19 protein-coding genes, 3 tRNA genes and 1 pseudogene are annotated in these 24,680 nt (G+C 71.4%); 10 read left to right on the top strand and 13 right to left on the bottom strand.

The genetic code is table 11. From position 1 onward, the window contains the following. Positions 1–151: 151 nt before the first annotated feature. Both ACQPXS_RS17105 and ACQPXS_RS17100 read right to left on the bottom strand, forming a co-directional pair. Positions 152–658 carry a hypothetical protein gene (locus ACQPXS_RS17105; RefSeq protein WP_433450159.1) on the bottom strand — a complete coding sequence of 169 codons (507 nt, stop codon included), beginning with the start codon at positions 656–658 and terminating at the stop codon, positions 152–154. A 282-nt stretch (positions 659–940) separates the two neighbouring features. Continuing rightward, a complete protein-coding gene (locus ACQPXS_RS17100) occupies positions 941–2,593 on the bottom strand; it encodes a M4 family metallopeptidase (RefSeq protein WP_433450157.1) in 1,653 nt (550 codons plus the stop codon). 139 nt (positions 2,594–2,732) lie between these two features. Here ACQPXS_RS17100 and ACQPXS_RS17095 point away from each other — a divergent pair, with 139 nt between their 5' ends. Beyond that, positions 2,733–3,188 (top strand): gamma-glutamylcyclotransferase family protein, encoded by a 456-nt coding sequence (locus tag ACQPXS_RS17095; RefSeq protein WP_433450156.1) that lies wholly within the window; start codon positions 2,733–2,735, stop codon positions 3,186–3,188. A 1-nt stretch (position 3,189) separates the two neighbouring features. Here the strand turns inward: ACQPXS_RS17095 and ACQPXS_RS17090 are convergent, their stop codons facing one another. From ACQPXS_RS17090 to ACQPXS_RS17080, 3 genes are all read right to left on the bottom strand, one after another. Next, complete coding sequence (locus ACQPXS_RS17090; RefSeq protein ID WP_433450155.1) at positions 3,190–4,023, bottom strand: arylamine N-acetyltransferase family protein; 834 nt, start codon at positions 4,021–4,023, stop codon at positions 3,190–3,192. Between the two features lie 57 nt (positions 4,024–4,080). After that, a complete protein-coding gene (locus tag ACQPXS_RS17085) occupies positions 4,081–6,183 on the bottom strand; it encodes a molybdopterin oxidoreductase family protein (RefSeq protein ID WP_433450153.1) in 2,103 nt (700 codons plus the stop codon). Between the two features lie 101 nt (positions 6,184–6,284). Next, on the bottom strand, positions 6,285–6,965 hold the full coding sequence (locus tag ACQPXS_RS17080) for a SanA/YdcF family protein (protein ID WP_433450151.1): 681 nt from the start codon (positions 6,963–6,965) through the stop codon (positions 6,285–6,287). Positions 6,966–7,128: 163 nt separating this feature from the next. Here ACQPXS_RS17080 and ACQPXS_RS17075 point away from each other — a divergent pair, with 163 nt between their 5' ends. From ACQPXS_RS17075 to dnaG, 4 genes are all read left to right on the top strand, one after another. Then, positions 7,129–7,989 carry a sirohydrochlorin chelatase gene (locus tag ACQPXS_RS17075; RefSeq protein ID WP_433450150.1) on the top strand — a complete coding sequence of 287 codons (861 nt, stop codon included), beginning with the start codon at positions 7,129–7,131 and terminating at the stop codon, positions 7,987–7,989. A gap of 112 nt (positions 7,990–8,101) precedes the next feature. Further along, positions 8,102–9,376 carry a deoxyguanosinetriphosphate triphosphohydrolase gene (locus tag ACQPXS_RS17070; RefSeq protein ID WP_433450149.1) on the top strand — a complete coding sequence of 425 codons (1,275 nt, stop codon included), beginning with the start codon at positions 8,102–8,104 and terminating at the stop codon, positions 9,374–9,376. A 104-nt stretch (positions 9,377–9,480) separates the two neighbouring features. Next, positions 9,481–10,746: an NAD(P)/FAD-dependent oxidoreductase gene (locus tag ACQPXS_RS17065; RefSeq protein ID WP_433450148.1), complete on the top strand. Its 1,266-nt coding sequence runs from the start codon at positions 9,481–9,483 to the stop codon at positions 10,744–10,746. 38 nt (positions 10,747–10,784) lie between these two features. Then, a complete protein-coding gene (gene dnaG / locus ACQPXS_RS17060; RefSeq protein WP_356302801.1) occupies positions 10,785–12,689 on the top strand; it encodes a DNA primase in 1,905 nt (634 codons plus the stop codon). Here the strand turns inward: dnaG and ACQPXS_RS17055 are convergent. Together ACQPXS_RS17055 and ACQPXS_RS17050 are read right to left on the bottom strand one after the other, a co-directional pair. Further along, entirely contained in the window at positions 12,686–13,600 is a 915-nt protein-coding gene (locus ACQPXS_RS17055) for a nucleotidyl transferase AbiEii/AbiGii toxin family protein (protein WP_433450146.1), read from the bottom strand. The two genes, dnaG and ACQPXS_RS17055, sit on opposite strands and share 4 nt — an antisense overlap. Beyond that, positions 13,597–14,223: a hypothetical protein gene (locus ACQPXS_RS17050; RefSeq protein ID WP_433450145.1), complete on the bottom strand. Its 627-nt coding sequence runs from the start codon at positions 14,221–14,223 to the stop codon at positions 13,597–13,599. Before ACQPXS_RS17050 ends, ACQPXS_RS17055 begins: the two co-directional genes overlap by 4 nt. A gap of 111 nt (positions 14,224–14,334) precedes the next feature. On the opposite strand from ACQPXS_RS17050, the pseudogene ACQPXS_RS17045 reads away from it, so the two are divergent. Next, positions 14,335–15,634: pseudogene (locus tag ACQPXS_RS17045) on the top strand (RNA polymerase sigma factor). Between the two features lie 31 nt (positions 15,635–15,665). Here the strand turns inward: ACQPXS_RS17045 and ACQPXS_RS17040 are convergent. The 4 genes from ACQPXS_RS17040 to ACQPXS_RS17025 form a co-directional block, all read right to left on the bottom strand. Beyond that, entirely contained in the window at positions 15,666–17,594 is a 1,929-nt protein-coding gene (locus ACQPXS_RS17040; protein WP_433450144.1) for an ABC transporter ATP-binding protein, read from the bottom strand. Continuing rightward, positions 17,594–19,327 carry an ABC transporter ATP-binding protein gene (locus ACQPXS_RS17035; RefSeq protein WP_351798022.1) on the bottom strand — a complete coding sequence of 578 codons (1,734 nt, stop codon included), beginning with the start codon at positions 19,325–19,327 and terminating at the stop codon, positions 17,594–17,596. Before ACQPXS_RS17035 ends, ACQPXS_RS17040 begins: the two co-directional genes overlap by 1 nt. A gap of 142 nt (positions 19,328–19,469) precedes the next feature. Continuing rightward, a complete protein-coding gene (locus ACQPXS_RS17030; protein WP_433450143.1) occupies positions 19,470–20,909 on the bottom strand; it encodes an FGGY family carbohydrate kinase in 1,440 nt (479 codons plus the stop codon). Between the two features lie 72 nt (positions 20,910–20,981). Further along, complete coding sequence (locus ACQPXS_RS17025) at positions 20,982–21,287, bottom strand: YtxH domain-containing protein (RefSeq protein WP_433450141.1); 306 nt, start codon at positions 21,285–21,287, stop codon at positions 20,982–20,984. Between the two features lie 159 nt (positions 21,288–21,446). Here ACQPXS_RS17025 and ACQPXS_RS17020 point away from each other — a divergent pair. The 4 genes from ACQPXS_RS17020 (at position 21,447) to ACQPXS_RS17005 (ending at position 23,903) form a co-directional block, all read left to right on the top strand. Beyond that, positions 21,447–21,519: transfer RNA gene (locus tag ACQPXS_RS17020), tRNA-Asn, on the top strand. Positions 21,520–21,525: 6 nt separating this feature from the next. Next, a tRNA-Asn gene (locus tag ACQPXS_RS17015) sits at positions 21,526–21,598 on the top strand. A 177-nt stretch (positions 21,599–21,775) separates the two neighbouring features. Continuing rightward, positions 21,776–21,852 (top strand) — tRNA-Ile (locus tag ACQPXS_RS17010). A gap of 368 nt (positions 21,853–22,220) precedes the next feature. Beyond that, on the top strand, positions 22,221–23,903 hold the full coding sequence (locus ACQPXS_RS17005) for an SWIM zinc finger family protein (RefSeq protein ID WP_433450139.1): 1,683 nt from the start codon (positions 22,221–22,223) through the stop codon (positions 23,901–23,903). Positions 23,904–23,950: 47 nt separating this feature from the next. On the opposite strand, the gene ACQPXS_RS17000 is transcribed toward ACQPXS_RS17005, so the two are convergent. Together ACQPXS_RS17000 and ACQPXS_RS16995 are read right to left on the bottom strand one after the other, a co-directional pair. Then, complete coding sequence (locus ACQPXS_RS17000) at positions 23,951–24,364, bottom strand: PIN domain nuclease (RefSeq protein ID WP_433450138.1); 414 nt, start codon at positions 24,362–24,364, stop codon at positions 23,951–23,953. Next, positions 24,361–24,615 (bottom strand): type II toxin-antitoxin system VapB family antitoxin, encoded by a 255-nt coding sequence (locus tag ACQPXS_RS16995; RefSeq protein ID WP_433450136.1) that lies wholly within the window; start codon positions 24,613–24,615, stop codon positions 24,361–24,363. Before ACQPXS_RS16995 ends, ACQPXS_RS17000 begins: the two co-directional genes overlap by 4 nt. Positions 24,616–24,680: the final 65 nt, after the last annotated feature.

The following is a 24,680-nucleotide window of genomic DNA, read 5'->3' as shown; positions in this document are numbered from 1 at the left end:
CGGGGGCGGACCCCCGAAGACCCGGGGCGGACCCCCGAAGACCGGGGGCGGTCCCCATGACCACCCCCTCCCCCTCCGGGCCGCGAGGGGCGTCGGACCCGGAGGGGGCGGGATGTGCGGTACCGGCTGACGGACAGCGGAGGGTGTCCGGTCAGTACCCGTCGCCTCTCGCCCGGCGATGCAGGAGCCAGGTACCGCCCGCGGCGGCGACGGCCAGCGCCGCCACACCCGCCGCGGTCTGCACGGGGTCGGCGCCGAGTGCGCCGCCGACCCCCGTCTTCATGCTTCCTCGCGGCTGCACCTGCTCGTGCGCCGCGCCCAACGCCACCAGCAGGTCGCCGCTCACCTGCCGGTCGCCCTCGGCACACTTGGCGAGGATCTCGTACGTTCCCGGCTGTGCGCTCTCCGGCACCCGGAACTGCCCGATCGCCTCGCCCTTGTGCGAGCTGGGCGCCAGCGTGAAGGTGCCGGCGCCGACCGCGCCGGCGTCCCCGACGGCCGAGCCCTTCTCGCCGCACGCGGCGGTGTTCACCGTGACCTGGCCGCCGGGCGCCACGCTGGAGGGGTACACGTCCAGGCTGCCGGTGCCGGCCCAGGCGGGCGCCCCGGCGGCCACGACGAGCGCGGCGCCGGTCAGCAGACGAGCGATGCGTCGCATGGTGGCTCCCAGGGCTCTCGTCTCGGTCTCTTCGTTACCGAGGTAAGCCGCAGTCCGGGAGTTCCGCTCCCTGATGATTCGTCAGAAATGCGGTGAACGGGTGTCGCCCCCGACCCCCACACGGTCTAGCCCCCGCCGGGTTCGGGCAGGTCACGGGCGTACCCCGCACCGCAGGAGCAATAAGTATGAAAAGAACACGAATGGAGTGACGCCGCCTTGAACGAGCGTCGGCCGGTCACCTCGCCGATACACGGCGAGGTGACCGGCCGACCCCCGGGACCGTCAGTTCACGTTGACGGCGCTCCAGGCCGCCGCCACCGCGTTGTACTCCGTGCTGCCCGCGTTGTAGAGGTCCTTGGCGGCGTTCAGGGTCGCCGTGCGGGCCCCCGCGTAGTTCGTCGAGGAGGTCATGTAGACCGTCAGCGCCCGGTACCAGATCTTGCCGACCTTGTCGCGGCCGATGCCGGTGACCGTGGAGCCGTTGTAGGTGGGGGAGTCGTAGCTGACGCCGTTGATGGTCTTCGGGCCGCTGCCCTCCGCCAGCAGGTAGGCGAAGTGGTTGGCGACGCCCGAGGAGTAGTGGACGTCGAGGTTGCCGACCGAACTGCTCCAGTAGTCGGCCGAGTTGCCGTCCTTCGACGGCTTGTCCATGAAGCGCAGGGCGGTGTGGCCGAAGCCGGGCTTCACGATCTTCTCGCCGATGAGGTAGTCACCGGTGTCGGAGGAGTTGTCGGCGTACCACTCCACCATCGTGCCGAGGATGTCCGAGGTGGCCTCGTTGAGCCCGCCGGACTCGCCGGAGTAGGTCAGCGCCGCGGTCTTCGACGTCACCCCGTGGGTCATCTCGTGCCCGGCGACGTCGAGGGCGACCAGCGGCCCGAAGGTGGTCCCGTCACCGTCGCCGTACGTCATGCAGAAGCAGCTGTCGTCCCAGAAGGCGTTGTTGTAGTTGCTGCCGTAGTGGACGCGGTTGTACGAGCCCTTGCCGTCGCCGCCGATGCCGTTGCGGCCGTGGACGTTCTTGTAGTAGTCCCAGGTCTCGTTGGTGCCGTACTGGGCGTCGACGGCGGCCGAGGTGCGGTCGGAGGTGGTGCCGCTGCCCCAGTGGTTGTCGGCGTCCGTGAACAGCGTCGCGGGGGCCCGGCTGAAGCAGATGCCGAAGAAGCACAGGTCCGTCTTGCCCTCGGCGTCACCGGTGTAGGTGTTGCCGCGCGTCGGGTCCTTGAGCTGGTACGACGATCCCGACTGGGTCGTCTCCAGCGGCACCGTCCCGCTGTACAGCGACTTGCCGTCGCCGGCGGCGGTCTCGATGCTGTCCCAGGCGTCGATCTGCCGGCCGGTGCGGGCGTCGGTCAGCACGGTCCGGGCGACCGGGTTGCCGAGCGAGTCCAGGCCGGCCGCGTTGGTGCGCCAGGCGAGCCTCGGGGTGCCGTGCAGGGCGTCGACGATCAACTCGGGCTTGGCCTTGACCTGCTTGAGCGCATCGCCGAGGTTGGCGGCGCGCAGGGCGTTGACGGCGAGGTCGGCGGCCTTGGGTGCCGAGATGTTCGGCAGGATCGAGGCGAGGGATATCGTGCCGCGGGTGGCGCGGTTCGCGCTGCGGTAGGCGCCGTCCGGGGTCAGGTGGACCACGAAGTCGCCGCCCAGCACGGGCAGTCCGTGGTAGGTGCGGTCGTAGCGGACGTGCTGGGTGCCGTCCTTGTCCACGACCACGTCGCGGACGCTGGTGTCCTCGGCGGAGGTCAGGCCGAGGCTCGCGGCATGGGCCAGGAGCGCCGACGCGGCGTTCTGGATCGCGGTGGCCCTGGTGGGTCTGGCGTCGGCGTGGGCGGCGGGGGAGAGCGCCAGGGACAGCAGGGTCGCGGTGGTGACGGCGACGCCGGCGGTGGTGGCGAGACGACGTGATCCTCGGACGTGCTGGCGTATCCGGCTCATCGGTCTCCTCGGGGAAGCGCCCGACTAGGCGTGGGGGCGGCGCTGATGTCCCCAGAGATTTAAGGGGCCATGACATGTCATGTCCATAGTCCCTTCATGGAGATGTGTGAGGAGCCGAAGGGGGTACAGAATCGTTTCCGTGATCACCGAGAAGAACGAGAACGACCCCGAGGAGCCCGGAACCCCGCTGCCCTTCTTCGTCTACGGCACCCTGCGCCCCGGCGAGCCCAACCACGACCTGTTCCTCCGGGGCCGCACCGCGTCGGAGGAACCGGCCCGCCTGCCGGGCGCCTTGCTGTACGACGGCCCCGGCTACCCCTACGCCGTCGAGCGGCCGGGCGGCGAGATCCGGGGCGAACTGGTCACGGCCCGGCCGGAGTCGTACGCCGAACTGCTCGCAGCCCTGGACCGCCTGGAGGAGTACACCCCGGGCGGCCCCCGCAACCTCTACGAACGCGCGGCCCGCAACGTCATCCGCACCACCGACGGCACCACCACCCTCGCCTGGGTCTACCTGGCCGCCCCACCTGTCGCCGCCCGGCTGCGTGCCGAGGGCAAGCCGATCGAGGGCGGGGACTGGGTGTCCCGGCGCTGAGTCAGCCGCCGAGCAGCGTCAGCCCCGAGGGCACATCGATGCCGAACTCCTCCTCCGCCACCCGTCGCGCCTCCGTCTCGTCCGTCAGCTTGCGTTCGGTCGCCGTGCCGTCGGGGCGGTTCTCGGTCAAGCGGGTGCCGTCCAGGGAGAGATGGCGCTCGGCGGTGGTCCGCTGGAGGTAGGGGCGGCGGGTGAAGGGGGAGTGTGGGCTGGTGCTGACGTACCAGTTGAACACCTCCAGGTCCGAGGCGGCGAACGGCTCCAGAGTGAAGGCGTACTGTCCGGCCCACTCCCGCGCCCTGCGGTCGTACGCCTGCAACTCCCACAGCTCCAGCGGGCCTTCGTGCGGCAGCGGCACCAGCCGGTGCCGGCGCCCGGCGCCCTCGGACTCCTCGCCGATGACCAGCGGCACCGGCAGCAGCAGCGCCCCGACCGCACCGAAGCCGACGTCCGCGAGGTACGGCTGCGGCTCGCCCGGCACCGCGACCCGCAGCATCGCGTGGGTGCGCGGACGGCTCTCGGGCGTGTCCGCGCCCACCACCACCCGTCCGGCCAGCGGCGTCACCCCGAACCCCAGCGCCTGAAGCGCCAGCCGGAGCAGGGTGTTGTGCTCGTAGCAGTAGCCGCCGCGCCGGCCGTGGATCATCTTGGCCAGCAGATCGGCCGGGGCGAGTGAAGGGGCCCGGCCCGAGACGGCGTCCAGGTTCTCGAAGGGCAGCGACAGCGCGTGTGCCAGATGCACCCCGCGCAGGGTCTCCAGGTCGGGTCGCCGGCCGCCCTTCCAGCCGATGCGGTCCAGGTAGGCGTCGAGGTCGGTCTGCTCGAAGTCGGACATACAGCGAACCTAACGCGCTCCGGTCACTGCCCGCCGCCACCCGCGGACCGATCCGCGCTACTGCCGTGGCCCTACGACCTCCACCCGCACCGCGCACGACTTGAACTCCGGCATCCGTGACGTCGGGTCGAGGGCCGGGTTGGTCAGGGTGTTGGCGCGGCCCTCACCGGGCCAGTGGAAGGGCATGAAGACGGTGTCGGGGCGGATGGCGGACGTGATCCGGGCGGGGGCGGTCGCCCGGCCCCGGCGGGAGGTCACGGTCACCGGATCCCCCTCGGTCGCGCCGATACGGGCCGCGAGTCGGGGGTGGAGCTCCACGAAGGGGCCGGGAGCGGCGGCGTTCAGCTCGGCGACCCGTCGCGTCTGCGCCCCCGACTGGTACTGGGACACCACCCGGCCGGTGGTCAGCAGCAGCGGGTAGTCGGCGTCCGGTTCCTCCGCCGTGGCCCGGTGCGCCACGGCGACGAACCGGGCCCGGCCGTCCTGCGTGGCGAAGCGGTCCAGGAAGAGGCGGGGGGTGCCCGGGTGGGCTTCGGCCGTGGTGTCCTCGGCCGGCTGCGGGCACGGCCAGAACACCCCGTTCTCCTCCGCCAGCCGCCCGTAGCTGATCCCCGAGTAGTCGGCCGGGCCGCCCGCGCTCGCCCGGCGCAGTTCCTCGAAGACCTCCTCGGGGTCGGTCGGGAAGCCCTTCTCCACGCCGAGGCGGGCCGCCAGCTCGTGCAGGACGTACAGGTCGCTGCGGACCCCGGGCGGCGGGGTGACCGCCTGGCGGCGCAGCAGGACCCTGCCCTCCAGGCTGGTCGTCGTGCCCGTCTCCTCCGCCCACTGCGTCACCGGCAGGACCACGTCCGCCAGCTCGGCCGTCTCCGACAGCACGACGTCACAGACGGCCAGGAAGTCGAGGGACTTGAGGCGTTCTTCGACATGGGCCGCGCGCGGCGCCGACACCACCGGGTTGGAGCCCATCAGCAGCAGCGCCCTGATGTCCGTACCCAGGGCGTCGAGCAGCTCGTACGCGCTGCGTCCGGGGCCGGGAAGCGCGTCCGGGTCGACGCCCCACACTCCGGCCACATGCGCCCGCGCCTGCGGGTCGTCCAGCTTGCGGTAGCCGGGCAGCTGGTCGGCCTTCTGGCCGTGTTCGCGGCCGCCCTGCCCGTTGCCCTGCCCGGTCAGGCAGCCGTAACCGCTCAACGGCCGTCCCGCCCGCCCGGTCGCCAGGCACAGGTTGATCCACGCGCCCACCGTGTCCGTGCCCTTGGACTGCTGCTCGGGCCCGCGGGCGGTGAGCACCATCGCCGACTCCGGCTCGCAGAAAAGCCGTACTGCTTCCCGGAGTTGGGGAACGGACACCCCCGTGATCCGTTCCACCTGCTCCGGCCAGTGCGCCATCGCCGCCGCTCGGGCCTGCTCCCAGCCGGTGGTCCGCTCCCGGATGTACTCCTCGTCCGTACGGCCCTCGGCCACCACCAGGTGCAACAGGCCGAGGGCCAGGGCGAGATCGGTGCCCGGGCGGGGGGCCAGGTGCAGGTCCGCCTGCTCGGCCGTCCTCGTGCGGCGCGGGTCGACGACGATCAACGTGCCGCCGTTCTCCCGCAGTTCCGTGAAGAAGCGCAGGGACGGCGGCATGGTCTCGGCGAGATTGGAGCCGACCAGGATCACGCACCCGGTCTTCGGGATGTCCTCGAGGGGGAAGGGCAGGCCACGGTCGAGCCCGAACGCCTTCGTGCCCGCCGCCGCGGCCGACGACATGCAGAACCGGCCGTTGTAGTCGATCTGCGAGGTGCCGAGCGCGACCCGGGCGAACTTCCCCAGCGCGTACGCCTTCTCGTTCGTCAGCCCGCCCCCGCCGAACACGCCCAGCGCGTCGGCGCCGTACTCCCGCCGTACGCTCCCGAGCCGCTCGGCGATCCGGTCCAGGGCCTCGGCCCAGCCCGCCTCGACCAGCCGGCCCCCGGACCGCACCAGCGGCGAGGTCAGCCGCACCGCCGGCGACAGCACCTCGGCCGCCGTACGGCCCTTGCCGCACAGCGCGCCCCGGTTCACCGGGAAGTCCGTCCGTTCGGTCACCTCGACGCCCCCCTGCGGCAGGGGCGTGACGTTCATCCCGCACTGCAGGGCGCAGTACGGGCAGTGGGTGGGCGTCGAGGCGATCGGTTCCATGCCGCCAGGGTGCGTCAGGCGTGTTACGGCCCCGACCGCTTCCCGTTACACGCCCGGCACGGCGACCTCCCCGCAGGGCCGGTGACGCGGTGAGGTCCCTGTCAGCCCCGCGCCCCCGCCAGCGCCCTGGCGACCCCGTTCTCCCTCGGCCCGAGGAACGTCGGATCCGGGTGGAACACCGCGTCCAGCACCGCCTTGCCCGCCGCGAACACCTCGCGCGTCCCGCCGTAGTACCAGGTCACATCGTGCTTGGCGTCGACCCCGACCCCGTACGAGTCCACCCCCGCCGCCTCGCACAGCGCCACCGCCCGGCGGATGTGGAACCCCTGGCTGATCAGCACGGCCCGGTCCACGCCGAAGATCCTCCTGGCCCGTACACAGGAGTCCCAGGTGTCGAACCCGGCGTAGTCGCTGACGATCCGCTGGTCCGGCACCCCGTGCTTCCTGAGGTAGGCGCGCATCGCGTCGGGCTCGTCGTAGTCCTTGCGGCTGTTGTCCCCGGTCACGAGGACGACCTCGACCCGCCCCGCCCGGTACAGCTTCGCCGCCGCGTCCAGCCGGTGCGCGAGATACGGCGACGGCTCCCCGTTCCACAGCCCGGCGCCGAACACCATGGCGACCTGCGTCCGCGGGGCGTCGGCCGTCGTGCGCAGCCGGTCCGCCGTGGACACGAACAGCCAGGTCGCCGGCAGCAGCGCCAGCACACACCCGGCCATCACGGCCTGCACCAGCCGCCGCTGCCCCGTGCGGGTGCGCGGCAGCCGCGGTCGACGGATCTTCATACGGCCCCCCAGGGATCGGCTCCGACCGGTTCCGACCATGGAGGACGTCACCGGCGGCCGTCCGGTTCGCCTCACATCGGGCATCCGTACGACGTGAAGGGGCGGAAAACGGTCGTGACGGCCCGGCAACGGCCACGCAACCTGGCGCCGTCAGGATCCTTTCATGACGGCGTCGCATCCTCCCCGGTCCGAGTCCCGCGTCCACCTCGACAGCACGGCGCACCTCATGGAGAGCATCAGCAGCCAGCTCGCCGGCCGGCTCCGGCTGGTCTCGCCGCTCGGCCACCGCCGCACGGCCCCGCCCGCCCTCGTCCTGGTCGCCCACGGCAGCCGCGACCCGCGCGCGCTGGATACCGTACGGACGCTGGCGGACCGGGTGCGCGAACTGCGCCCCGCCCTCCCCGTCCACCTCGGCCACATCGAGCTGAACGAGCCCCTGCTCCCGGACACGCTCGCCGCGCTCGGCGACACCTCCGCCGTCCTCGTCCCGCTGCTCCTCTCCCGCGGCTACCACGTCAAGCAGGACATCCCCGAGATGGCCGCCGCCGCCCCGGGCCCCACCCGCCTGGCCGCCCCGCTCGGCCCGCACCCGCTGCTGGTGGAGACCCTCTACGACCGCCTGGTCGAGGCCGGCTGGCCCACGGCCATGGACCCGGCCACGCGCCGTGCGAGCGCGGTCGTCCTGGCCGCCGCCGGTTCCCGCGACCCCGACTCGGCCACCGACACCCGCCGCACGGCCCGCCTCCTCGCGGATCGGCTGGGGGTGCCGGTCGTCCCGGCCTACGCCTCCGCGGCGACCCCGACCGTCCCGACGGCGGTACGGGCCCTGGCCGCGAGGGGCCGGCACCGGGTGGCGATCGCCTCGTACTTCACGGCTCCGGGACGTTTCGCGACGCAGTGCGCGGACCGAGCACCGTGGACAGCCTCGGCTCCTCTGGGCGCCCACCCGGCGATGGCCCGGCTGATCCTGCACCGGTACGACCAGGCACGGGTGACCAGGCAGGCGGAACTGGCTTCGGCTTGAGGAAACCCGCGGGGCATGCACCCGCACCCGCACCGCCGAACGACACACCCCGGCAGACGATTGGGCGCACCGCCAACACCCTTTTGTCACTGCCGACGCTTACTGTCGAATCATGGAAGGCACACCCAACGGAACCTACGACCCGACCTCAGCGGAGCGTTGGGCCCCCGAGCCGGACAAACGCCCCGGCCGCACCGCCTTCCAACGCGACCGCGCCCGCATCCTGCACAGTGCGGCCCTGCGGCGCCTCGCCGGCAAGACACAGGTCGTCACGCCGGGCGAGCGCAGCGCCAGCGCCTGGGACGCCAGCCCCAGGACAAGGCTCACCCACTCACTCGAATGCGCCCAGGTGGGCCGGGAGCTCGGCGCGGCCCTCGGCTGTGACCCCGACCTGGTGGAGGCCGCCTGCCTGGCCCATGACCTCGGCCACCCGCCCTTCGGCCACAACGGCGAACAGGCCCTGAACGCCTTCGCCGACGACTGCGGCGGCTTCGAGGGCAACGCCCAGTCCCTCAGGCTCCTCACCCGCATCGAGCCCAAACGGTTCACCGAGGACCGCTCGGTCGGCCTCAACCTCACCCGCGCCACCCTCGACGCCGCCACCAAGTACCCCTGGCCGCGCGGAGCCCACCCCACCGACCCTGCGTCGAGGAAGTTCGGTGTCTACGAGGACGACCGCCCGGTGTTCGACTGGGTCCGGGCGCACGCCCCCGGCACCCGCACCTGCTTCGAGGCCCAGGTCATGGACTGGTCGGACGACGTGGCGTACTCGGTGCACGACGTCGAGGACGGCCTGCACGCCGGCCACATCGACCCCAACTGCCTGCACGCCGAGCCCGAGCGGCAGGCGGTGTTCATGGTCGCCATCGGCCGGTACGTCCCGGCCGGTACCGACCCGGCCGAACTCTCCGCCGCCCTCGACCGGCTCCAGGACGAGGAGTGGTGGCCGCATGGCTACGACGGCACGGCGGTCGCCCAGGCCCGGCTGAAGGACGCCACCAGCCAGCTCATCGGCCGGTTCTGCCTGGCCGCCGAGGGCGCCACCCGCGCCGCGTACGGCACCGGCCGGCTCACCCGGTACGACGCCGAGCTCGTCGTACCCCGCGAGGCCCGCATGGAGTGCGCGGTGCTGAAGGCGGTCGCGGACCGCTACGTGATGCAGCGCGCCGAGCAGGAGCGGCTGCGCGCGGACCAGCGGGTCGTCGTGGCGGAACTGGCGGAGGCGCTCACGGCCCGCGCGCCGGACGGGCTGGATCCCCAGTTTCGGGCACTGTTCGACGGGGCAGGCGACGACCACGCACGCAAGCGGGTGATCGTCGACCAGATCGCCTCCCTCACCGACGCCTCCGCGCGCTCGCTGCACGCGAGACTTACGGGGCATATGTGAGAGGAACATGACCGTCCGTGGCCTGATCGGGTCACTCCCTCTTCCCGCAGCACGCGCGGTGCGGGACGCTCGCATGTGGCGGCACCCTTACGAGGAGGCATCAAGTGGTCGACGCGGATCAGACATTCGTCATCGTCGGGGGCGGACTCGCCGGCGCGAAGGCGGCCGAGACGCTCCGGGCGGAGGGCTTCACCGGCCGGGTGATACTGATCAGTGACGAGCGCGACCACCCCTACGAGCGACCGCCGCTGTCCAAGGGGTATCTGCTCGGCAAGGAGGAGCGCGACAGCGTCTTCGTGCACGAACCGGCCTGGTACGCGCAGAACGACATCGAGCTGCACCTCGGCCAGTTCGTGGACCGCATCGACCGCGGCGCGAAGACGGTCCGCTTCGGCGACGACGGCACCCTCGTGCGCTACGACAAGCTGCTGCTGGTCACCGGTGCCGAACCCCGCCGCCTGGACATCCCGGGCACCGACCTGGCGGGCGTGCACCATCTGCGCCGGCTCGCGCACGCCGAGCGGCTCAAGGGCGTGCTGAGCTCGCTCGGCCGGGACAACGGGCACATCGTGATCGCGGGCGCCGGCTGGATCGGCCTGGAGGTCGCGGCGGCGGCCCGTGAGTACGGCGCGGAGGTCACGGTGATCGAACCGGCGCCGACCCCGCTGCACGGCGTGCTCGGCCCCGAGCTGGGCGGGGTCTTCGCGGAACTGCACCGCGAGCACGGCGTCCGCTTCCACTTCGGGCGGCAGCTCACCGAGATCGTCGGCCAGGACGGCATGGTCCTCGCGGCCCGCACCGACGACGGCGAGGAGCACCCGGCGCACGACGTCCTGGCCGCGATCGGGGCGGCGCCCCGGGTCGGCCTCGCGGAGGCGGCCGGCCTGGAGATCGCCGACCGGACGCACGGCGGCGGCATCGTCGTCGACGAGCGGCTGCGCACCTCCGACCCGGACATCTACGCGGCCGGCGACGTGGCGAACTTCCCCCTCGGCCTGTTCGACACCTGGATGCGGGTCGAGCACTGGGCGAACGCGCTGAACGGCGGCCCGGCGGCGGCCCGCGCGATGCTGGGCCAGGACGTGACGTACGACCGTGTGCCCTACTTCTTCACCGACCAGTACGACCTGGGCATGGAGTACAGCGGATGGGCGCCGGCCGGGTCGTACGACCAGGTGGTGATCCGGGGCGACGCCGGAAAGCGCGAGTTCATCGCGTTCTGGGTGAAGGAGGGACGCGTGCTGGCCGGGATGAACGTGAACGTGTGGGATGTCACAGAGCAGATCCAGAAGCTGATCCGGGCCAAGGCCCAGGTGGACACGGAGGCCCTGGCCGACCCGCACGTGCCGCTGGACAGCCTCACCTCCTGAGGACCGGGACTGTCACGGCACCCCCGTAGAATTCACGCGTGGCAGGACGGATCAACGACGAGGACGTGAAGGCGGTACGGGACGCGGTCCCGATCGACGCCGTGGTCTCCGAGTACCTCCAGCTTCGCAACGCGGGCGGCGGCAACCTCAAGGGCCTGTGCCCGTTCCACGACGAGAAGTCGCCGTCCTTCCAGGTCAGCCCCAGCAAGGGGCTCTTCCACTGCTTCGGCTGCCAGGAGGGCGGCGACACCATCACCTTCGTGATGAAGGTGGACCACCTCTCCTTCTCGGAGGCGGTGGAGCGGCTCGCCGCCCAGGCCGGCATCACCCTGCGTTACGAGGAGGGCGGGTACAACCCCGCCCACCAGCGCGGCGAGCGCATCCGCCTGGTCGAGGCACACAAGATCGCCGCGCAGTGGTACGCGGAGCAGCTCGCCACCAGCCCCGAGGCCGAGACCGGCCGGGTCTTCCTCGCCGAGCGCGGCTTCGACCAGGCCGCCGCCGTCCACTTCGGCGTCGGCTACAGCCCCCAGGGCTGGGATCACCTCACCCGCTACCTGCGCGGCAAGGGATTCACCGACAAGGAGCTGATCCTCTCCGGGCTGTCGCAGGAGGGCCGCCGCGGCCCCATCGACCGGTTCCGGGGCCGTCTGATGTGGCCCATCCGCGACATCGGCGGCGAGGTCGTCGGCTTCGGCGCCCGCAAACTGTACGAGGCGGACAACGGCCCGAAATACCTGAACACGCCCGACACGGCGATCTACCGGAAGAGCCAGGTGCTGTACGGCATCGACCTGGCGAAAAAGGACATCGCCAAGAGCAGCCGAGCGGTCGTGGTCGAGGGCTACACCGACGTCATGGCCTGCCACCTCGCCGGAGTGACGACCGCGATCGCGACCTGCGGCACGGCCTTCGGCGGCGAGCACATCAAGATCCTCCGCCGGCTGCTGATGGACAACGGCAGCGCACGCGTGATCTTCACCTTCGACGGCGACGCGGCCGGCCAGAAGGCGGCCCTGCGCGCCTTCGAGGACGACCAGAAGTTCGCCGCCGAGACCTACATCGCCATCGCGCCCGACGGCATGGACCCCTGCGAGCTGCGCCTGGCCAAGGGTGACGAGGCGGTGGCGGACCTGGCCGAACCGCGAACTCCCCTGTTCGAGTTCGCGCTCCGCCAGATCGTGAGCCGCTACGACCTGGACACGCCGGCCGGCCGCGCGGCGGCGCTGGACGAGGCCGCGCCGATCGTCGCCCGCATCAAGAACAGCGGCGCTCAGCATGAGGTCGCCGTCGAGCTGGCCGGCATGCTCGGCATCCTCGACACCCAGTTCGTGGTCCGGCGCGTGGCCCAGCTGGCCCGCTGGGCCCGGGAGGGCAAGGGCTCGCAGCAGCAGGGCCGTTCCCGCCCGGCCGACCAGCAGTGGGCGGCGGCGCCGCGCCCGGCGAGCAGCGGCCCGGCCCTCACCCTGCGCAACCCCGTCTACGCCGCCGAACGCGAACTGCTCAAACTCGCCCTCCAGCGCCCCGAGCTGGTCTCCCCGGCCTTCGACGCCTACGGCGTGGACGAGTTCACCGCGCCGCCGTACGCGGCCGTGCGCCAGGCGATCGCGGAGGCGGGCGGCGCCGAGTACGGCGTGTCCGACCCGCAGGAGTACCTGGTCAGGGTCCGGGAGGCGGCCCCGGACGACACCGTCCGCGCGATGGTCACCGAGCTGGCCGTCGAGCCGATCCTGCGCCGCACGGTCGACGAGACCTACGCCGGTACGGTCCTGGTCCAGATCCGCCGCCGCGCCGTCGAGCGCCGCATCCACGACATCCAGTCCCAGCTGACCCGCCTCGCCACCGGCGGCGACCCCGCCCGGCTGGCCGCCGTGCAGAACGAGATGTGGGTGCTGCAGCAGTACGACCAGGCGTTGCGGGAGCGGGGGGCGGAGGCGCTCTAGCGGCCCGCGAAGGTCGGTGTCACCGCCCGCACCAGGCGCTTCGCGAACTCGTCCGCGCGGTGGGCGAACTGCGGGTACTCCGTGACGAAGTGGTCCCACTCCACGTACCGCGCGGCCTGTGCCACCTCGTGCAGGGTGCCGGTCGAGCCGTCGCCGCCCGAGAGCTCGAACACCCGCAGCAGCAGGTCGTGGGGGAGCGGGTGGGATTCGGCCAGCAGCACGGCGTCGTAGAGGTCCTTGCCCTGCGGATGGATGTCGTCGATCAGCCACATCAGCTTCCAGGCCAGCGACAGCGCGGGCGAAGCGGCCGACAGCACGGTGCCGCCGGGCAGTTCGACCGGCTCGGGCGGCTCGGGCAGCGCCTCGTTGAAGACGAAGTCCAGCTGCACGTGCCCGCCGGGCAGTCCGGGCGCCGACCAGGGCAGGACCATGCGGCGGCCGGGGACGCGCTCGTAGGTCCAGATGTCCTCCACGACCGCGTCCCGCGCCGAGAAGCCGACCTCACCCCCGCAGGCCTGCGCGGCCTCCGCAATCCCCCGGATCATCCGGTTCGTGCGCGCCTCCTCGATTCCCCAGTCCGCCGGTACGACGACGAAGTCCAGGTCACCGGGCTCGCGGGCCGCCTCCCCGAACCACAATGACATCAGCAGGCTGCCGCGCAGCACCAGCGCGTCCGCCCACTCCGAGTCGGCGATCGCGGCCAGGACCAGGTGCAGCGCCCGCCGCCGGGCCGTACGCCAGGCCTCGCCGCGTGCCGGATCGGTGAAGACGGGGTCGGCGGCGCGGTAGGCGTTGGGGTACTGCTTGAGGGCCGGTTCGAAGACGTGGCGCTGGGTCACGTCGTCGCCGGGTATCCAGATCAGTGTCCGGGGCGCATCCCCGGTCGGCCGTTCCCGCCGCGTCCCGCTCATCCCCGCACCCCCTGAACCACCGGCTCCTCGATCCATCCGTCGTCCACCGACTCGTCGCTGTCGTACAGCACGAACTCCCGTTCCACGCCCAGCACGTCGAGCCCGTCCAGCTCCGCGAGCAGCCGCCGCAGCGCCTCCTCGGCCTCCGCGTCGCGCACGCCCCGGCAGCGCTGCGTCACGAACCGCTCGTGCCGTCCGCCCTCGCGCACCCGGCGCGCGTTCCACGACAGGTGCGCGCCGTGCGGGACGACCCGCGCGGCCAGTGCGGCGAGGTCCGTGCCGGCGTCCAGCAGGAGCTTCACATGGTGCTCGAAATAGTGCGCGCCCCCGCACGGCCCGTCGGGCACCTCCGGCGCCCACGGCACCGACTCCGTCTTCACCCGGACCGGAGTGAAACCCGCCGAGCGCAGCGCCGCCACCGTCCGGTCCGCCCGCGCCGACTGCTCGGTGTACGAGGCCGAACCGGCCAGGGTCAGCATCGGCTGCTCCCGCATCCGCCCGCGGGCCAGCACGATGTGCGTCAGCTTCAGCCCGGCCGCGTCCGCCCAGCCGCGCAGCCGCTCCGTCTCGGCGGGGTCGGCGCAGCGGACGGTGACATGGCTTTCGTACAGAAGTCCGGACACCCGGGAATCCTCCCAGATCAAGGCCGGACACGGCCCCCGGTTTTCCTGCGCCGATCACCGTCCGGTCACGAACCGGACGCAAAAAGTCACCGCAAGCCCCTCGTGGCGGGGATGTGTCGTACTCCACACTGGGTCCGGTGCCCGAGTCCTCGGTGCGCAGGCCGTCGACTCTCCGCTCCCGAAGTACCGCTGCCGCACACCTTCAGCAGCGATCATCCTGGAGGTCGCCCCCGTGCAGACCCAGACCCTCACCCAGACCGACAGCGCCGCCAGTGCCACCAGTACCACCGGCACGACCGCGGACGAGCCGGACGCAGAGCTGGACGTCCTCGTGGCCGTGCCCCCGCAGAGCCGCTCCGCCCTCCACCCGGAGGCGGTGCCCGCCGAGCCGGCGGAACCACCGGCGGAGGCGCTCGTGGACGAGCCCGAGGAGGACGGCGAACCGCTGGAGGCCGCCGAGCCCGTCGAGCCACCGGTCGCGGCCCGGGCCGACACCAGTGGCCCCTCGGCCGACCTGTTCCGCCAGTACCTGCGCGAGATCGGCCGCATCCCGCTGCTCACCGCCGCCGAGGAGGTCGAACTCGCCCGCCGCGTCGAGGCCGGCCTGTTCGCCGAGGAGAAGCTGGGCAACACCCCTGATCTGGACAGCCAGTTGGCCCTGGATCTGGACCGGCTCGTGGTGATGGGCCGGATGGCCAAGCGGCGGCTGATCGAGGCCAATCTGCGGCTCGTGGTCTCCGTCGCCAAGCGGTACGTCGGACGCGGGCTGACCATGCTCGACCTGGTCCAGGAGGGCAACCTCGGGCTGATCCGGGCGGTGGAGAAGTTCGACTACGCCCGCGGCTACAAGTTCTCGACGTACGCCACCTGGTGGATCCGCCAGGCCATGTCCCGGGCCCTCGCCGACCAGGCCCGCACCATCCGCGTACCGGTGCACGTGGTGGAGCTGATCAACCGGGTCGTCCGGGTGCAGCGCCGCATGCTCCAGGAGCGGGGCTACGAGCCGACGCCCGAGGAGGTCGCCGCGCACCTCGACCTGCCGCCCGAGCGGGTCTCCGAGGTGCTGCGCCTGGCCCAGGAACCGGTCTCGCTGCACGCCCCGGTCGGCGAGGAGGACGACGTGGCCCTCGGCGACCTGATCGAGGACGGCGACGCGGCGAGCCCGGTGGAGTCCGCGGCTTTCCTGCTGCTCCGGCAGCACCTGGAGGCCGTGCTGTCCACCCTCGGTGAGCGGGAGCGCAAGGTCGTCCAGCTCCGCTACGGCCTCATCGACGGCCGCCCCCGCACGCTGGAGGAGATAGGCCGGCTGTTCGGGGTGACCCGGGAGCGGATACGGCAGATCGAGTCCAAGACCCTCAACAAGCTCCGGGACCACGCCTTCGCGGACCAGCTCAGGGGCTACCTGGACTGAGAGGGGGCCGCCGGACGGCGGCCCCCCGTGCCTAGTCCACCTCGGCCACGGCCTGCGCGAACTGGGCCTTGTACAGCCGGGCGTACGCACCGTCGGCCGCCAACAGTTCGGCGTGCGCGCCCTGTTCCACGATCGACCCGTTCTCCATGACGAGAATCGTGTCCGCGTCGCGGATCGTCGACAGCCGGTGCGCGATCACGAACGACGTCCGTCCCGCGGCCAGCTTCGCCATCGCCTTCTGGATCAGCACCTCGGTCCGGGTGTCGACCGAACTCGTCGCCTCGTCCAGCACCAGGATCGTCGGGTCGGACAGGAAGGCCCGCGCGATGGTGATGAGCTGCTTCTCACCCGCGCTGACGCCCGTGCCCTCGTCGTCGATCACGGTGTCGTACCCGTCGGGGAGGGTGCGGATGAACCGGTCGGCGTGCGCCGCCCGTGCCGCCTCCTCGATCTCCCCGCGGGTGACCTCCCTGGACGCCCCGTACGCGATGTTCTCCGCGATCGTGCCGCCGAACAGCCAGGTGTCCTGCAGCACCATGCCGATCCCGGACCGGAGTTCGTCCCGGGACATCTTCCGGATGTCGACCCCGTCGAGGGTGATCCGGCCGCCCGACACGTCGTAGAACCGCATCAGCAGGTTGACCAGCGTGGTCTTGCCCGCGCCCGTCGGGCCGACGATCGCGACCGTGTGACCGGGCTCCACCGTGAGCGAGAGGTCCTCGATCAGCGGCTTCTCCGGGTCGTACCGGAAGGACACGTGCTCCAGCCGCACCCGGCCGCGCAGTTCCGCGGGCCGCTCGCCCGGCACCGGATCCGCCACCTGCTCCTCCGCGTCCAGGAGTTCGAAGATCCGCTCGGCCGAGGCGACACCGGACTGCACCAGGTTCGCCATCGACGCGACCTGCGTCAGCGGCATCGAGAACTGCCGCGAGTACTGGATGAAGGCCTGGACGTCACCGATGGACAGGGCACCCGAGGCGACGCGGAGGCCACCGACCACCGCCACCAGCACGTAGTTCAGGTTCGACACGAACATCATCAGCGGCTGCATGACACCGCTGTTGAACTGCGCCTTGAACGCGGCCTCGTACAGCGCCTCGTTCTGCTCGGCGAACTGCTGCGCCGACTCCTCCTGCCGGCCGAACACCTTCACCAGGGTGTGCCCGGTGTACATCTCCTCGACGTGCGCGTTCAGCTTGCCGGTGGAGCGCCACTGCTGCACGAAGTGCGGCTGCGAGCGCTTGCCGACCCGGGTGGCCACCAGGAACGACAGCGGCACGGTGACCAGGGCGACCAGCGCCAGGATCCAGGAGACGTAGAACATCATCACGAGCACGCCGATGATGGTCAGCAGCGAGTTGATCAGCTGCCCCATCGACTGCTGGAGCGTCTGCCCGATGTTGTCGATGTCGTTGGTCGCCCGGGAGAGCACCTCGCCGCGCTGGCGCTTGTCGAAGTACGACAGCGGCAGCCGCGACAGCTTCGTCTGCACGGACTCGCGCATGCGGTACATCGTGCGGTTCACGGCCCGGTTGACCAGCCGGGTGGCCACCGCCATCAGCAGGCCGGCGACCATGAACGTGCACAGCGCGAGCAGCAGGACGTTCCCTACGGCACCGAAGTCGATGCCCTTGCCGGGAGTGAAGTCGGTGCTCTTCAGCATGTCCGCGATGGAGCCCTGGCCATGGGCCCGCATCCGGTCGAGGACCTGCTCCTTGGTGGCCCCGGCCGGCATCTGCCGGCCGATGATGCCGGCGAAGACCAGGTCGGTGGCCCTGCCGAGGATCTTCGGGCCGATCACGCTGAGGGTCACGCTGACGACCACGCACAGCAGCAGGCCGTAGATCGTGACCCGTTCCGGTCTGAAAAGGGAGACGAGCCGTTTGCCCGACCCCTTGAAGTCCATCGAGCGCTGGTCGGGGCCGCCCCCGGCCATCATGCGTCCCATGGGCCCGGCCATCAGGCAGCCTCCGCTTCCGTCAGCTGGGAGAGCACGATCTCCCGGTAGGTCTCGTTGCCCGCCATCAGCTCGTGGTGCCGGCCGGAGCCGACGACCCGGCCCTCGTCCAGCACGATGATCCGGTCCGCGTCCCGGATGGTCGCCACCCGCTGGGCGACGATGACGACGGTCGCCTCGGCGGTCTCGCGGGCGAGCGCGCTGCGCAGGGCCGCGTCGGTGGCGTAGTCGAGCGCGGAGAAGGAGTCGTCGAAGAGGTAGATCTCCGGTCGCTGCACCAGGGTGCGGGCGATGGCGAGCCGCTGGCGCTGGCCGCCGGAGACGTTCGTGCCGCCCTGCGCGATCGGCGCGTCGAGGCCGCCCTCCAGCTTGCTCACGAACTCCTTGGCCTGCGCCACCTGAAGCGCGTGCCACAGCTCCTCGTCGGTGGCGTCCGGGTTGCCGTAGCGCAGGTTGGTGGCGACCGTCCCCGCGAACAGGTACGGCTTCTGCGGCACCAGTCCGACCGTCTTCGCCAGCAGCCGCGGGTCGACCTCCTGGACGTCCACGCCGTCGACGAGCACCTCGCCCTCGGTGGCGTCGAACAGCCGCGGGACCAGCCCGAGCAGCGTCGACTTGCCGCTGCCGGTGGAGCCGATCACGGCCGTCACCTCACCGGGCCGGGCCACCAGGTCGATGGACTTCAGCACCGGCTCCTCGGCACCCGGATAGCGGAAGCCCCCGCCCCGGATCTCCAGGTGGCCGTGCCGGCGCAGCTCGGTGACCGGCGCGAGGGGCGGCACCACGCTGGAGTCGGTCCCGAGGACCTCGTCGATGCGCTCGGCGCACACCTCCGCGCGCGGCACCATCATGAACATGAAGGTCGCCATCATCACGGACATGACGATCTGCATCAGATAGGCGAGGAAGGCGGTCAGGTCGCCGATCTGCATCCCGCCGCTGTCGATGCGGTGCGCGCCGAACCACACCACCGCGATGGACGACAGGTTCACCACCGTCATGACCATCGGGAACATCAGCGCGAGCATCCGGCCGGTGGCCAGCTGCATCTCGGTGAGATCGCCGTTGGCCTTCCCGAACCGGCCCTGCTCGTACTCGTCGCGCACGAAGGCGCGGATCACCCGGTTGCCGGTGATCTGCTCGCGCAGCACCCGGTTCACCGTGTCCAGGCGGACCTGCATCGACCGGAACAGCGGGCGCAGCCGGCGCACGATGAGCGTCACGCAGATCGCCAGCACCGGCACGACGGCGACGAGCACCCCGGACAGCGGCACGTCCAGGCCGAGCGCCAGCACGATGCCGCCCACGCACATGATGGGCGCCGACACCATCAGCGTGAACGTCATCAGGGCCAGCATCTGGACCTGCTGTACGTCGTTCGTCGTACGCGTGATGAGCGAGGGCGCCCCGAAGTGGCCCACCTCGCGCGCGGAGAAGGACTGCACGCGGTCGAAGACGGCACCGCGCACGTCCCGGCCGAGCGCGGAGGCGGTCCGCGCGCCGAAGTACACGGCGCCGATGTTGCAGACGACCTGCGCGAGCGAGATGCCGATCATCAGGGCGCCGAAGGACAGGATGTAGTCCGTGTCCCCCTTCACGACACCGTTGTCGATGATGTGCGCGTTCAGCGTGGGCAGGTAGAGGGTGGCGCAGGTCTGGAGGAACTGCAGCAGCACCAGGAGGGCGATGGGTTTCCTGTAGGGCCTGAGATAGGTCCGCAGAAGTCGTATGAGCACGTTGCGTCTCTCGGAGTCGGCGGGTGGGGGCTGGTCGGTTGCCCTTGGCCCCTATCGTCGGACACTCCACCCGCGTTACCTCAACCGATTAACCCGACAGCGGACCAAGGACCGACGGTGCCTCGGCCGCCGGCCCTACATCTCACACGCGGAACGCCCCCGGGTGGGTCTGCTCCCGTACCGCCGTGAACTGCTGCCGCACCGCCTGGCCCACGGGCAGTTCGTCGCCCGGCTCCAGCACCTGTGCCGCCGCGCCCTGCCAGGCCGGCGGGGTACGCGGATCGAGCGCGCCCTGCGACACACCGAGCGCCCAGGCCGCCTGCCGGGCCGCGCCGATCGCCGCGTAGTCCGCGGGCTGCGGTACGACGACCTGCGCGCCGAACAGCGAGGGCGCCGAGGCCTGCACGGCGGGCAGCTCGGCGGCCGGGCCGAGCAGGAAGATCCGCCGCACGTCCACGCCCCGCCCGCGCAGCACGTCCAGCGCGTCGCCGAGCCCGCACAGCATGCCCTCGAACGCGGCCCGCGCCAGATGCTCGGGCTTCATCGACTCGCGCCTGAGGCCCGCGATCGTCCCGGCGGTGTGCGGCAGATTCGGCGTCCGCTCACCCTCCAGGTAGGGGAGCAGGACCAGTCCGTGCGCGCCGGGCGTGGACTTCATCGCCAGCTCGGACAGGCTCTCCAGGTCCGGCAGCCCGAGGAGTTCGGCGGTCCCGCGCAGGGTCCGCACGGCGTTCAGGGTGGTCACGACCGGCAGGTGCATGCCGGTGGCGTCGGCGAGCGAGGTGATCATCCCGGACTGGTCGGCGAGGGCCTCGGGGTGCACGGCCATCACGGACCCGGAGGCACCGAGGGAGACGACGGCGTCCCCCAGACCGATCCCGAGCCCGAACGCGGCGGCCATGGTCTCCCCGGTCCCGGCGGAGATCAGCAGCCCCTCCGGGGTCGTGCCGGCCGCGTCCGACGGGCCGATCACCTCCGGCAGCATCGCCTGATGGCCGAGCGCCAGCTCGACCAGGTCGGGCCGGTAGGCGCCGGTGGCCGCCGACCAGTACCCGGTACCGGACGCCCCACCGCGATCGGTGGTCCTTCTGACCGGCCGTCCGAGCAACTGCCAGACCAGCCAGTCGTGCGCCTGGAGCAGTACGGCCGTGCGGCGGGCGTTCTCCGGCTCGCTCTTGGCGAGCCAGCGCAGCTTGGTGACCGGCTGCGCGGCGGCCGGTACGCAGCCGACGGCCTGCGCCCAGGCCTCCCGGCCGCCGAGGGCGTCGGCGAGATCCGCCGCCGCGACCTGCGCCCGCTTGTCGCCGCCGACCAGCGCCGGGCGCACGGTGTTGCCCTGGGCGTCCAGCGGGACCAGCGCGTTCTGCTGGGCCGACACGCCGATGGCCTGCACACCCTCCAGGAGGCCGCCGCCGGCCGCCTCACCGAGGGAGAGCAGCCACGCCTGCGGGTCCACGTCGCTGGGCCGGCCCTCCACTGGATGCGGGGCGTACCCCTGCCGCAGTACGGCACCGGTGTCCGAATCGCAGACCACGATGCGCGTGAAGTCCGGTGAGCTGTCCAAGCCGGCGACTATCCCCATGCCCTGAATTTTGCAGCATTCCTGTGGATGCGGTGGCCCGGGGCGCCCAAGGGGGTGGGGATGCGCGCACGCCTACGTGTTGCTGGAGCCCCAGTCGTCCTCGGGCGTGCCGTTCAGGTTCCGCTCCCGAAGGGAACGCACCCGCTGGGCCACCGTCTCCGGGACCCGGTCGCCGACCCGGTCGCTGACCGTGTGGAAGGCCTTGCCGGCGTACTGGCGGCCCTGCTGGGCGGCGGTCTCGGCCGTGTTGCGGACGGCCGGGTTCTGCGCGATCCGCCGAGCGGACTTCTTCAGCTGCTCGTAGCGCTCGCGTCCGGCCCTCGTACCGAGTACGTAACCGAGGGCCAGTCCGGCGACGAACGTGAGCCGGTAGCGCATGGCTGCCACCCTTCCCTTGCCTAGGTCTGCGGTCCGACGTGGGCGCCGGGGCGAACCGATTGGCGGACCACCCCCCTGCTTGCGCTAATGTATGTGTCGCAGCGAGCGAGCGCCCCCTGGCGAATACCCGGGGAGGTACGTTCGATGCAAACGAGGCGATCCTCCGTAGCTCAATTGGCAGAGCAGCCGGCTGTTAACCGGCAGGTTACTGGTTCGAGTCCAGTCGGGGGAGCTTCGGTCCTCCGTAGCTCAATTGGCAGAGCAGCCGGCTGTTAACCGGCAGGTTACTGGTTCGAGTCCAGTCGGGGGAGCGCGATGAACGAGGACCCCTTGGGGGTCCTTTTTCATGCCCCGGGGAACCGCCGTGCCTGCGGCGCTGTCCTCAAGGTCATGAGCAGCGCAGAAGCCGACCATCCTGAAGCAGGAGATCGTATGAGCGGCTATGCTGCGGCAGACGGCGCGCACACTTGTACGCGACACGCCGCTATGGGGCGGTAGCTCAGCCGGTTAGAGCAGCGGACTCATAATCCGTCGGCCGTGGGTTCGAGTCCCACCCGCCCCACCAAGTGCAGGTCAGAGAAACGTTCTGACCTGCGGAAATGCGCTTTGGGGCTGCCGGATTCGGACTCTGACCCGACGGAGTGAACCCGTTGGGTGTTATTTCGGCGTGCGTCTGGGTCAGCAGTTGCTGCTGGGGCTGTGACCTGCGGTGATGCAGTGGCTGCAGAGGCAGCAGGTCGCCACGGAAGCAGGGCCAGGGGACGCGCAGGGGACGCGGGGTTTCAGAGCCGGAGTGCGAGGCGCCCGCGTGTCGGGGTCGACGGGGCGGGAGAGCGTCACCGAGGCAAGCCGGCGACGGTGGTGTCCCACCGATCCGGGGCGACCGGGGTCTTTGGGCTCCCTGATGTGCCGCTCCGCGGTTGAATAGCCGGTGTGGCACGGAACGTTGTGGGGTTCGGCGAGGACGATCTGCGGGAGCTGGCCGGGGCTCGGTCGTTCGAGCGGGGGCTGGGTTACCTGGACGCGGTGAACGGTCTTGAGGTGGGAGAGAGTTCGGTCACCGCCGTGGTGCACGGTACAGACGTCTACGAGGTGGAGCTCAACTTCGGCGGCGACGAGGGGATCTCTGGGTGGTGCGACTGCCCGTACGGGCAGGAGAGCAACTTCTGCAAGCACTGTGTTGCGGTCGGGCTGACCGTGCTGCAGCGGGCGACGGTGATTCCAAGCCAGCGGGCCGAAGCGCGGGCACGAGCTTCCGGCCTGGAGGCGTGGCTTTCGGCGCTGTCGCGTGACGAACTCCTGGCGCTGGTGCGGGAGCAGATCGCCGAGGACCGGGAACTGCGTCGGCGCTTGGAGCTGCGAGCCGCCGCTGCTCGTTCCGACTTCGGTGCGATCCGGGGCCGGATCATCGCGCTCATCGATCCTCGGCCGTTCGCTCGGTACGGGTACGTCGGGTACGCGGATGCCGCAGGGTATGGGCGACAGGTGGACGAGGCGGCGGCCGCGCTGCGCGCTCTGACCGCCGACGGGCAGGCGGCGCAGGTGGTCGGTCTGGCAGAGGAGGCGCTCCGGGTGCTGGGGGAGGCGTACGGGGAGATCGACGACTCCGACGGGGTGGTCGGACAGGCCGCTGCCGCGGTGGCCGAGGCCCATCTGGAGGCCTGCCGAGTCGCCCGCCCTGATCCGAAGCGGCTGGCCGAGTGGCTGGCCGGCTCGGTGCTCGATGACAGGACCGACGTGACGGACCTGGATCCGCTCGACTACGCCGACGTGCTGGGGCAGAGCGGACTGGCCCGCATGCGGCAGCTGGCGACCGAGGCATTCCGTCGCGGGCCGTCCGGCTGGGCGGCGCGGTACCTGATGGAACGCCTGCTCAAGGCGGAGGGCGATGCCGACGCGCTGGTCGCGCTGCACGCGCAGGACCTCGACCCGTCCGGCGCCACACATCTGCTCATCGCCGAGGAACTGGAATCGGCGGGCCGCTCGGACGAGGCACTCGCCTGGGCGGAGCGGGGGCTGCGGGACTGCGCCGCCGAAACACACATCGACGGTCGTCTGGTCGACCATGTTTGCGCCCGGTACGCGAAGGCGGGACGGGCGGACGACGTGGTCGCGGTGCGGCGGGACCGGTTCCGTGTCGAGCGGTCCCTGGCCGCCTACCGGCAGTTGCGCTCCGCCGCCCGGGCTGCGGACTGCTGGGAGGCTGAGCGCGCGGCGGCGCTGGCCACCTTGGAGGAGGACGCCCGTCGTGCGCGCGGCGGCCGGCACGGCGGGCCCCTGCTGATCGACGCGTTGCTCGACGACGGCGACCTGGACGCCGCCTGGCGGGAGGCCGCCGGCCGCGCCGACGACCGGCAGTGGGAGCAGCTCGCCGACCTGTCGCGCCGGACACGTCCGGCCGAGGCGCTCGGCGTGTACCTGCGGCTGGTCGATCGATCGAAGGAGCCGACCGGGGACCGCGCCTACGAGCATCTGGCACGGCTGCTGCTGGGTGCACGTGAGTGCCATCGTGCCCTGGGGACCGAGGAAGCGTTCACCGCACATCTCGTCGGCCTGCGGGCGGAACTGAAACGCAGGCGCAAGCTGATGAGCATCCTCGACCGGCATGGGCTGTGAAGGCGGGCGGACCCGGCGCCCGCTCACTGCGTGCGGGACGGCGTCTGTCAGTCCTTGAGATCGATCGTCCTTACCGGCTGTCCGGTCGTACGGGCGATCGTCTCGAAGTCGCGGTCGTAGTGGAGCAGTGTCAGCCCCGCCTCTTCCGCGGCAGCGGCGACCAGCAGGTCGACGGGGCCGGCACTGCGGTGCTCGCCCTTGGCGGTGAGCAGTTCCTGGACGACGCGTGCGCGCCGGTAGATGCCGTCGGGCACGGGGCACCAGGTGTAGTGGGCGTTCAGCGCGCGCTTCACGCGCTCCCGATCCACTGCCGAACGGGCTGAGTAGAGGACTTCCAGTTCGGTGATGTCGCACAGGGCGACGAGTCCCGCGCCGATCCTGTCGTCCCACTCGGCCGTGGTCCGGCCGAGCAGGACGCGGGCGAGGGCGGAGGTGTCGATCAGGTAGTCGGCGACGGTCACGCATCTGCTCCTGCGTCACGGACACCGGCCCCGCCGGTCGGCCGGTATGTGCTCTTGTCGAGGAGGACGTTCACGTCCAGTGCGCCCTCGGCGACCAGCTCGCGGGCTTCTGTCAGCGCGCGCAGTCGCCGGTAGCGAGCCGTAACCTCCCGCAGGGCGGTGTTGATGGTGTCGCGCTTGGTCGTGGTGCCGAGTTCCTTGGCCGCGGCCTCCAGCGCCTCGTCGTCGAGATCGATCACGGTGCGGCTCATGGCGCCCCCTGTATATACGTAGTCGTATATCAATATACATGATCCTTGATGTCTGAGCGAGGGCT

Origin of the sequence: Streptomyces sp. CA-142005 (assembly GCF_050942335.1) — a bacterium.
GTDB lineage: Bacteria > Actinomycetota > Actinomycetes > Streptomycetales > Streptomycetaceae > Streptomyces.
The sequence above is the reverse complement of the archived record's forward strand: the minus strand, read 5'-3'. Positions and strand labels throughout refer to the sequence as shown.

What these genes read in the sequence shown, in the direction of transcription:
- ACQPXS_RS17105 (WP_433450159.1), bottom strand. Translation starts at nt 658, where the DNA reads ATGCGACGCATCGCTCGTCTGCTGACCGGCGCCGCGCTCGTCGTGGCC.
- ACQPXS_RS17100 (WP_433450157.1), bottom strand. Translation starts at nt 2,593, where the DNA reads ATGAGCCGGATACGCCAGCACGTCCGAGGATCACGTCGTCTCGCCACC.
- ACQPXS_RS17090 (WP_433450155.1), bottom strand. Translation starts at nt 4,023, where the DNA reads ATGTCCGACTTCGAGCAGACCGACCTCGACGCCTACCTGGACCGCATC.
- ACQPXS_RS17085 (WP_433450153.1), bottom strand. Translation starts at nt 6,183, where the DNA reads ATGGAACCGATCGCCTCGACGCCCACCCACTGCCCGTACTGCGCCCTG.
- ACQPXS_RS17080 (WP_433450151.1), bottom strand. Translation starts at nt 6,965, where the DNA reads ATGAAGATCCGTCGACCGCGGCTGCCGCGCACCCGCACGGGGCAGCGG.
- ACQPXS_RS17075 (WP_433450150.1), top strand. Translation starts at nt 7,129, where the DNA reads ATGACGGCGTCGCATCCTCCCCGGTCCGAGTCCCGCGTCCACCTCGAC.
- ACQPXS_RS17070 (WP_433450149.1), top strand. Translation starts at nt 8,102, where the DNA reads ATGGAAGGCACACCCAACGGAACCTACGACCCGACCTCAGCGGAGCGT.
- ACQPXS_RS17055 (WP_433450146.1), bottom strand. Translation starts at nt 13,600, where the DNA reads ATGAGCGGGACGCGGCGGGAACGGCCGACCGGGGATGCGCCCCGGACA.
- ACQPXS_RS17040 (WP_433450144.1), bottom strand. Translation starts at nt 17,594, where the DNA reads ATGGCCGGGCCCATGGGACGCATGATGGCCGGGGGCGGCCCCGACCAG.
- ACQPXS_RS17030 (WP_433450143.1), bottom strand. Translation starts at nt 20,909, where the DNA reads ATGGGGATAGTCGCCGGCTTGGACAGCTCACCGGACTTCACGCGCATC.
- ACQPXS_RS17025 (WP_433450141.1), bottom strand. Translation starts at nt 21,287, where the DNA reads ATGCGCTACCGGCTCACGTTCGTCGCCGGACTGGCCCTCGGTTACGTA.
- ACQPXS_RS16995 (WP_433450136.1), bottom strand. Translation starts at nt 24,615, where the DNA reads ATGAGCCGCACCGTGATCGATCTCGACGACGAGGCGCTGGAGGCCGCG.